Below are 6,517 nucleotides of genomic sequence, written 5' to 3'. Positions count from 1 at the left end.
AGAAACCGATGCTGCTCCCCGCAGCCGCCACGGGGTTGGGCCTTCCAGCGAACCGCGCAGCCGCACCGAAAACAGCCCTGCACCGAACACCTTGAGTGAAATCGATGCTGAGATTTCAACAATGAAATAGAAAGGCGAAAACTGAAACAGCACATCCAGCCCCAAATGCCCTTCAAGACTAAGGCTGTCGAAGCCAAAGAACAGCTCTGCGCGTGCCCCAAACTGCACTGTGTTCGATGTGACCGCAAAATATGCCATCACCCGAATTCGTGCCAGCGGATAATTCAGAATATTAATCGCCAGGCGATCGGGAATCGGGAAGGGCAGCGGCGGCGGGGTGAACTGCGGATGAAAGCCACCCACCGAAATCACAAAATTGCTTTCGTTGCCCCAGGCAACCAGGACACCCAGTCCGCCTTCCAGCGTCATCTGCAAAATCCGCGAATCGTAGAGCGTGGCATAAAACCAGGCACGCTGACGGTCTGGCTCAAATGCTCCCAAAAAGCCGACCTTGAGCTGCAACAAAGCTGCCTCTGGCGTGGGCAACTGCACCAGCAGCACGCCCAGAATTGCCACGGTACCAGGCGGAATCTGAATAATCACGCCCAGGGATAGCGTCACCAGCGTCGGCGTACCCCAGCCCAGCTTCAGCATTCCGCCGATCAGGAAAGTATTGTTGAGTGGGGGGAAAAAGGCACGTAAATCGCTAATAATCCGCGAGGCGTTGGCAACAATATTGCGCGGAAACAGAATTCGCTCTGCCGCACCGCTCTTGATGCCTGCTGCCATTGCCTCCAACCGCATCGTGCGATTCAGTCCCAAAATACCGCCGATACCGTTCAGCGTAAAGCCCAATCCAAGCTGAAACGCCGGACTAAACTCAACCGCCAGAATTGCCAGCAGTGAAAAGCCATCGCTTCCATCTGGCAAGCGCGTCGTAATCAAACCGATCGCCGTCACTGTCAGCGTTAATTTACTCAGCGCGATACTCAGTTCCAGCCCACCCGCATATTCCTGGCGATCGGGATCAAATAATAGAAAACCTCCGCCCCGAACCGCCACCGCATCGACGGCAAGACCCACCCCATTCGGCGGTTTGAATCCGAGCGTGAACTTGCCGCTTTCAAAAATTACCAGTCCCACTAAGCCAATCCGATCGACCGATGCCTGCAGCGACCCCAGATCCAGCCCAAAGCTGAGGGACGCTTCCAGTTTGATGCCCGGTTCCTCGCCTGCCGTTTCGCCGATCGCCAGCCCCACGGTCAGCGTGTGCATCTTCACAAACAGTACAGTCTCATGCAGCGGCAGACTCATCATCAAGCCCATGCCGCCGCCCACAAACCATTTGCGCTTTTTGTAGCCAAAATTAAAGTCAAATTCGGTTTCTAGCTTGCCATTGCTGGTCACAGCATCCAGCATCTTTTTCAGGAAACCATCTGCTGCTTTGGTTGCCAGCACAAAGGCATTTTCTTTTAGCTCTAACTTGAAGCTCTGATCGTTAGGACCAGCTTCCCCTTCCAGCTTCGCGCTGCCAATCCGCAGGTGGATGCCGTTGCGATCGCCCCAGATAACCTCCTTTGCTTCCTCTGGCTCGCCCGCTTCTGACTCGGACGGTGGCTTGGATTTATAGATCAGGCTAATACCCAGCGAAGCATCCGTAGACTCCGGGAAATCCAGCGACCCATCGCCGAAATAAATTAGAAAATCAGGACCGTTGACATCGATCTTGAAGCTCAAATTTTTAGTGATCGGCACTTCCAGCGAGCCGTTGCCTTTGATGCGCGTCAGCACCCCCACGCCGCCATGATCGCGCGGCACCAATACCAGGCTCAGCAGCAGCGACCCTTCGACTTCGTTCTCTTCGGCATCTTTGGTTTTGCCTTTGATCTTCAGCGTCAGCGTTCGGTTCGAGGCAGCATCGGCGATCGGGCTTTCGCTGAGTAGTCCTGCATCGTAGCCATAAACAAACTCACATTCAACCAGCGAGGCGATCGCCACCCCTAAAACAAACAGAATCACATCAGAGGCGCGTTTGGCATCTTCGTCGGTTTGCATATCGTCGATCGACACGCCAATGCTTTCAAAGTATTCGCCGATGCGAAACAAAAGCTGCGTAATGCCGCCAAAGCGAATTCCCTGCTCTTCGATTAGCCTCAGGGCACTGGCTGTAATGTAAACGCCCGGATTTCGCACTCGCAAATAGCCAAGGACGATCGACTCCAGATAAAAGCTGACTGCTTCCTCGACGACAAACCCTGCGGGAGCATCGCTATCCGCCGCTGCCGCCGCTGCGACTAAGTCAATCAGTGCCTGAACAACTCGTGTGATGTCCGACAGCACGCTAATAAAGGCTTGCAAATCAACATCGTCCGCCGCCTGCTGCCGATAAGCGTCAATGCTGGCAAGCGATGCCGGGGGAACATTGAGCGCGGGTGTCGAGCCAGACGGGTTTAGCCCCAGCGACAGCAAAATCTCGCGCCGGACGCCTTCATCGCTGACGCTTCTGGAGATCGGCTCCAGGATGTCTCGAATCTCGCTCACTAACTGCTGCAAATCATTGCGAATGTTCTCCGAACTCACCCTTTCCCCCTCCCCGTGCCGGACTAGGAAATTGTTGGCTGACTGTCTGATGTAGAAACTAGCGTCAGGCTGTACACCGTGTATTCCTGCGGATCGTCGTCTTTTTTGTCTTGCGGATGGTCGTAAATCAACGCGTGCTGCACTCCACGATCGACATTCGTGCCTGTAAACCGCACCAGTCCAAAGTTCGAGGCAAACACCACCGATCGGGCAATTTTGGCTTCGAGCTGCTTTTCGCCCCGACCCAGCACTGCTACATAGCCAGCCTCCGAGTCCGCCGGAATCAAATCGGGCTGAATCCGCGTCGCCTGGGCATCTTTGGGGCGAGCTTCGGCGCTTTCGTCATCGGGTCGATTATCCTTCACCAAACTGGTGCGCCAAGCCCAATCCGACGGTTCGTCAATGCTGCTGCCCGCTGCCCAGCCTTCTGCCGGCAGCACAACCGGAGTACGACGCAGCAGGGCGCGTTTACTACGAGGAATCGCTCCTCCCGGCACGTTCACCCGACCCACCAGATCGATCGGACTATCCCAGCCCAGTCGCGCCACCGGATAAAAAGCTTTGTGCAATAGCTCCTGCACGGTCACGGTTTCGAGCGATCGCTTGGCGACTGCACTCCATTCATTCTTGAGGGCACTGGATGTAACCTGCACAAATCGCGTCGGTGTGGGCTGGCCGCGCTTCCAGTAGTCCATTTCTGCGCTGTAGCTGTAGTGAACATCGCCACTGAGAATCACGACTTTTTTGAACTGATTCAATCGGGCAAACAACGCTTCTAACTGAGGTGCGTCTAGCGACCATGCCTCCATGTCAAATTCCATGTAGCCCGTAATCTTCGGCGTTTGATTCCAGATCACGGACATAAAGAAATCAGCGTACCCGCGTGCCCCCAGCGGCTGTGCCACTTCTTCGATCAGTGCCAGGCCCAGAACTGGAGCCGCTGACACGACAAACAGCAGTTCTGCCCCCGGTGAAGGAGCCAGGGACGCAGGCAGTTGGGCATCCAGGCTAGCAGCACTGATCAATCCCGGTGGATTATAGCGACCGACATAGCTGCGCCTTGTGCGGGTATCGAGCACTGCCGTTGTCGTTGGACCCGTAGGCACGGTAAAGTGCCAGTCAATTTTCGGATCTATTCCCCCTAAGCCAAACAGCGTATCGATCTGGTTTGCGACTGAGGTAACGGGTCCGCCTGCCGCCGGAAACAGTGCCTGGGCTTGCGTCAGCAGTTGGGCGTGATCGCCGGTTTCAAATCGCTTCGGATGATTACCCCAGGCTTGAAACAGCGCAAAGCTCAGCAGTCCATTTCGCACCACCGTAACCCCCAACGGACTGGTCAATACCCGGTCGCGCCAATCCTGCGTCAGATACCAATCATCCGTCACCTCATGATCGTCAAAGATCATATAAGTCGGAACATTTGCTAAAACTCGCTGCACATAGGGCAGAGCCTTTTTGAAGGTCTTCACCTCCTCTAGCTGTTTCTTGTAATCCTCTCGTAGTTTGTTGCGATCGTCGATGCGGTCTTTGCGATCGTTTCTAGAACTTCCGGGAGGGGGTGGCGGATACAGATCGCGCAGATGGGCAGGCAATCCGGAGACGATTGTGTTGGCATCCCGACATCGATCGTCCGGGCATTCGGGAAACAGCGTGTCTTTGCTGGCGAAATCGTCCCACAGCACATTCGACCAGTAAAACAAATACAGCGCGCAGAACTCGCCAAACGACAGGACATGGCTGGACGCTTCTCCGCTGCTCATCCTGGCTTGTTGCCGCACGAGTTCCTGCCGCCAAGTCGTCGGAAAGTTGGCAGTCGTGACCTGCACGTTTTGCGTTCCGCTAGAAGTTGTGAGCGGCAGGGTTTCAGGCGCGCCCAGCAGCGCATTTCCCGCCACGGTGAGCTGGGGCAAAAGCATCATCGGCACATCGTCTGCATAAACCTGATCGCCGGTAAGAAAGAGCTGGTGTGGTCGCTGCAAGGGTTCTGCGCGCGTGCGCTCAATCACTTTGTCCAGTGCCACCAGTCCATCTGCCCCATGTCCATGTGCCTTGCGGCAGGAGCCATGCACAATCCGCAAATTTTCGATTTCGGCTGGAGGCAGCGCAAAGGTTGGTAGCCGCCCAGCTAAGTAACCTAATGCTAGCCGTGTAGGTTCGATCGCCGGACCCTTATCTTCTAAATACTTTTCGGTACTGAGGTCTTTGTTATTTGGACCTGTGAAAACGAGGTTGTAAGCGTAATTTTGACCAGGAATTAGCGGCGAAGCCGTCAGGTCGATCGTCGCCAGCGCAAAGTGCAGCTTTTCGCCAATCCGAATTGAAGCGGTACTGCGTCGATGGGCAGCTCCTGCACTGCCAAAAAAGTCGCTAGCAGTTGGCACGACGATTTCACCTACCCACAGCGCCAGTTCCACCGTCCGCGCCGCCGATAATGCAATCCACACCGAAACCAGCGTTGGCTCAACTCGCCGCACGATCGGACCCGCAAGGATCAGCGGTAGCGCATTAAAATCTGGCATAAGGCAACCCATCCTGCTGAGGAGAAATCGAAGATGTGGCGTACCCTGATATCAATCTCCTGATATTGGTCCTGATGCAGCATACTGAATGAAATAAGCTGAATCAAGTGTGCTAAACCAAATGTGTTAAACGGAAAATGACCTGAAGATAACCTGGAGATAATCCCCAAGAGAACAGAACCTGAGCAAGATCGTTGAGGAAACTGTAACGCTGAGGGATGCACCTCAAACACATTAGTCTCCTACTAATTCAATAACAAATTGCCATAAACAAAGTGTGGCACAACTTTTTCAGCAGGTGAGGAAATGACGGATATATTTACAAATTCACCTCAATATGACGATGAAATTCTGAATCGTTCTATACAAGATTTGAAGTCAAGTTTTTCTTAACAAAGATGAAAGCAACAATAGGGTAAATGTATCGAAAATGATGGAGATAAAGGAAAGGAAGCATGAGAAGAGTTGTTGACCTAAGCAGGTAGGTTGCCCCCTGCTCGGTTTCGAAACCATATTTGTCGTAAGGCAGGCGACCAACGAGTGACCATTGCTGGTCTTTTCTCAATTGGCATTCCTGACTCAAACCGCTCCCCTAGCCCCTCAAAATTGAGGAAACTAAACCAGATTAACCTTACTTTCAAAGTTCCCCTCGCACTTAAAGCGCGGCAAAAAACAATTTGAGGGATTTAGGGAGCGACATAGCACATTGAACAGGATCATCGGAACATCAAGCGGGTTGTGAAGCTGATGATGGGGTTCAAGTCGTTTAACAGTGCCAGAAAAACTCTGAGCGGGATCGAGGCAATGAATAGGATGAGAAAAGGACAAGTCAAAGATATAGAACGAGGAGATGTAATTGCTCAGGCAGCACTCGTGTGTCAAATTTTTGGAGCCGTAGCATAGCCTCGTTCTCTGTACAAGAATCATCTGTCCTCAAGAATTATTCGCGATACAACCGTGCTTGGCGCAGAGAAGTGAAATTCATGGCGATGTCCTCTAAGTTCAATTACCTTCGGTTTTTATTAAGCGAAAAACCAAATCTATATCGTTAATGCTTGACATTGCGCTCTGTTTATTCAACTTGTGGTTTCAGGCTTATTCAGCGCTGGTCAAATTCGGGTAGTTGGCGCAACTGCTCTTGAAACCAGCGATCGAATCCCCGCTTTGCCGATCGCACCCGCAGCCAGTTCATCACGATTATGAATAATCTAAACCTGAGCTATCCCAAGAAAATGAATCAGGCAGTATCGGCAAATGAATGCTGCGGTGACTTTATTTCTGACGAAGATCTCAGACTTTTAGTCACAGCAACTCATGATGAACAGGCGAAAGAAGAAGTGACGATATTTATGAATACCGAAAGTCACGATTATTTTGCCATGTATATCTAAAACGCATATCTAGGCAGCCTTAGTTGG

General features: G+C 52.5%; 3 protein-coding genes and 1 pseudogene. 2 read left to right on the top strand and 2 right to left on the bottom strand.

Annotation, left to right across the window (positions count from 1 at the left end; all coding sequences use genetic code 11):
• Together H6F80_RS11045 and H6F80_RS11040 are read right to left on the bottom strand one after the other, a co-directional pair.
• Positions 1-2,580 (bottom strand): DUF6603 domain-containing protein (locus H6F80_RS11045; protein ID WP_199296507.1); only part of this gene is annotated, 2,580 nt, incomplete at its 3' end.
• Between the two features lie 23 nt (positions 2,581-2,603).
• Positions 2,604-5,099, bottom strand: a complete 2,496-nt coding sequence (locus tag H6F80_RS11040) for a metallophosphoesterase family protein (protein WP_190791606.1) — start codon at positions 5,097-5,099, stop codon at positions 2,604-2,606.
• A 705-nt stretch (positions 5,100-5,804) separates the two neighbouring features.
• On the opposite strand from H6F80_RS11040, the pseudogene H6F80_RS11035 reads away from it, so the two are divergent.
• Together H6F80_RS11035 and H6F80_RS11030 are read left to right on the top strand one after the other, a co-directional pair.
• Positions 5,805-6,002, top strand: a pseudogene (locus H6F80_RS11035) (DDE-type integrase/transposase/recombinase); the annotation flags it as partial.
• Positions 6,003-6,298: 296 nt separating this feature from the next.
• Positions 6,299-6,490 (top strand): hypothetical protein, encoded by a 192-nt coding sequence (locus H6F80_RS11030; RefSeq protein WP_190791604.1) that lies wholly within the window; start codon positions 6,299-6,301, stop codon positions 6,488-6,490.
• The last annotated feature ends 27 nt before the right edge of the window (positions 6,491-6,517 follow it).

The organism is Leptolyngbya sp. FACHB-711 (genome assembly GCF_014695615.1).
In the GTDB taxonomy this organism is placed as follows: Bacteria; Cyanobacteriota; Cyanobacteriia; order Elainellales; family Elainellaceae; genus Leptolyngbya_A.
The sequence above is the reverse complement of the archived record's forward strand: the minus strand, read 5'-3'. Positions and strand labels throughout refer to the sequence as shown.